The sequence below is a fragment of the Halorubrum sp. Eb13 genome, from assembly GCF_002252895.1.
In the GTDB taxonomy this organism is placed as follows: Archaea; Halobacteriota; Halobacteria; order Halobacteriales; family Haloferacaceae; genus Halorubrum.
On record NZ_NHPE01000002.1, the window covers coordinates 1 to 695 of the forward strand.

Annotated in this window: 1 protein-coding gene; it reads right to left on the bottom strand. The window is 50.6% G+C overall.

Features of this window, described 5'->3' with window-relative positions; translation table 11 throughout:
- Positions 1–6: 6 nt before the first annotated feature.
- Positions 7–642, bottom strand: a complete 636-nt coding sequence (locus tag DJ75_RS00020; protein WP_094521841.1) for an IS6 family transposase — start codon at positions 640–642, stop codon at positions 7–9.
- Between the last annotated feature and the right edge of the window lie 53 nt (positions 643–695).

Sequence of the window (695 nt, forward strand, 5' to 3'; positions counted from 1 at the left end):
TCGTGTTCAGATAAGCTGATTCCATGCGAAGCTGAACGATCTGAGCCAGTCGTCGGCGGTTTCTGCTTCGGCGTTGCTGAAACAGTTTGAGAAACAGACAGTTCGGCGTTTTACCTCTCTAAATACACGTTCAACGGCGTTCCGATTTCCATGTTTCTCGTATCTGAAATCGAAGCCGTGGCGCTGACACGCGTCTTGTAGCGAGTGCGATCCATCGATGAGAAACACGGCGTCGGAGACGTCGTGTTTCTCGGAGAGTTCGGTCAGAAACGAATGTGCGAGAACCTTCGTTGTTGTCGGCTCAAGCTTTGTATGGAGCAATTCGTTTGTTTCAGGATCGACGGCAGCATACAGCCAATATTGCTCGTCGTTGAGTCGGATCACAGTCTCGTCAACCGCGACGTGATCCGGACACCGACCAGCTTCGGGCTGTAGATCGGCCTTGTGAACCCAATTATGAACGGTTGATCGAGCACGTTCGACACCGAATATATCAAGAACCGAGACGGTATTCGAAAGTGAGAGGCCAGCGAGATGGAGCTGAATACCGAGCTTCATCAGCAATTTCGGTGTCGCTTCTCGTTCAACAAACTCTAAGTTGATCTGGTCGATACTCCCGCTGAGGCGTGTGTTTTCGGGCATGAACCACTCAGAAAACACACCGCCTCACTATTCATCCTTATCTGAACACGATG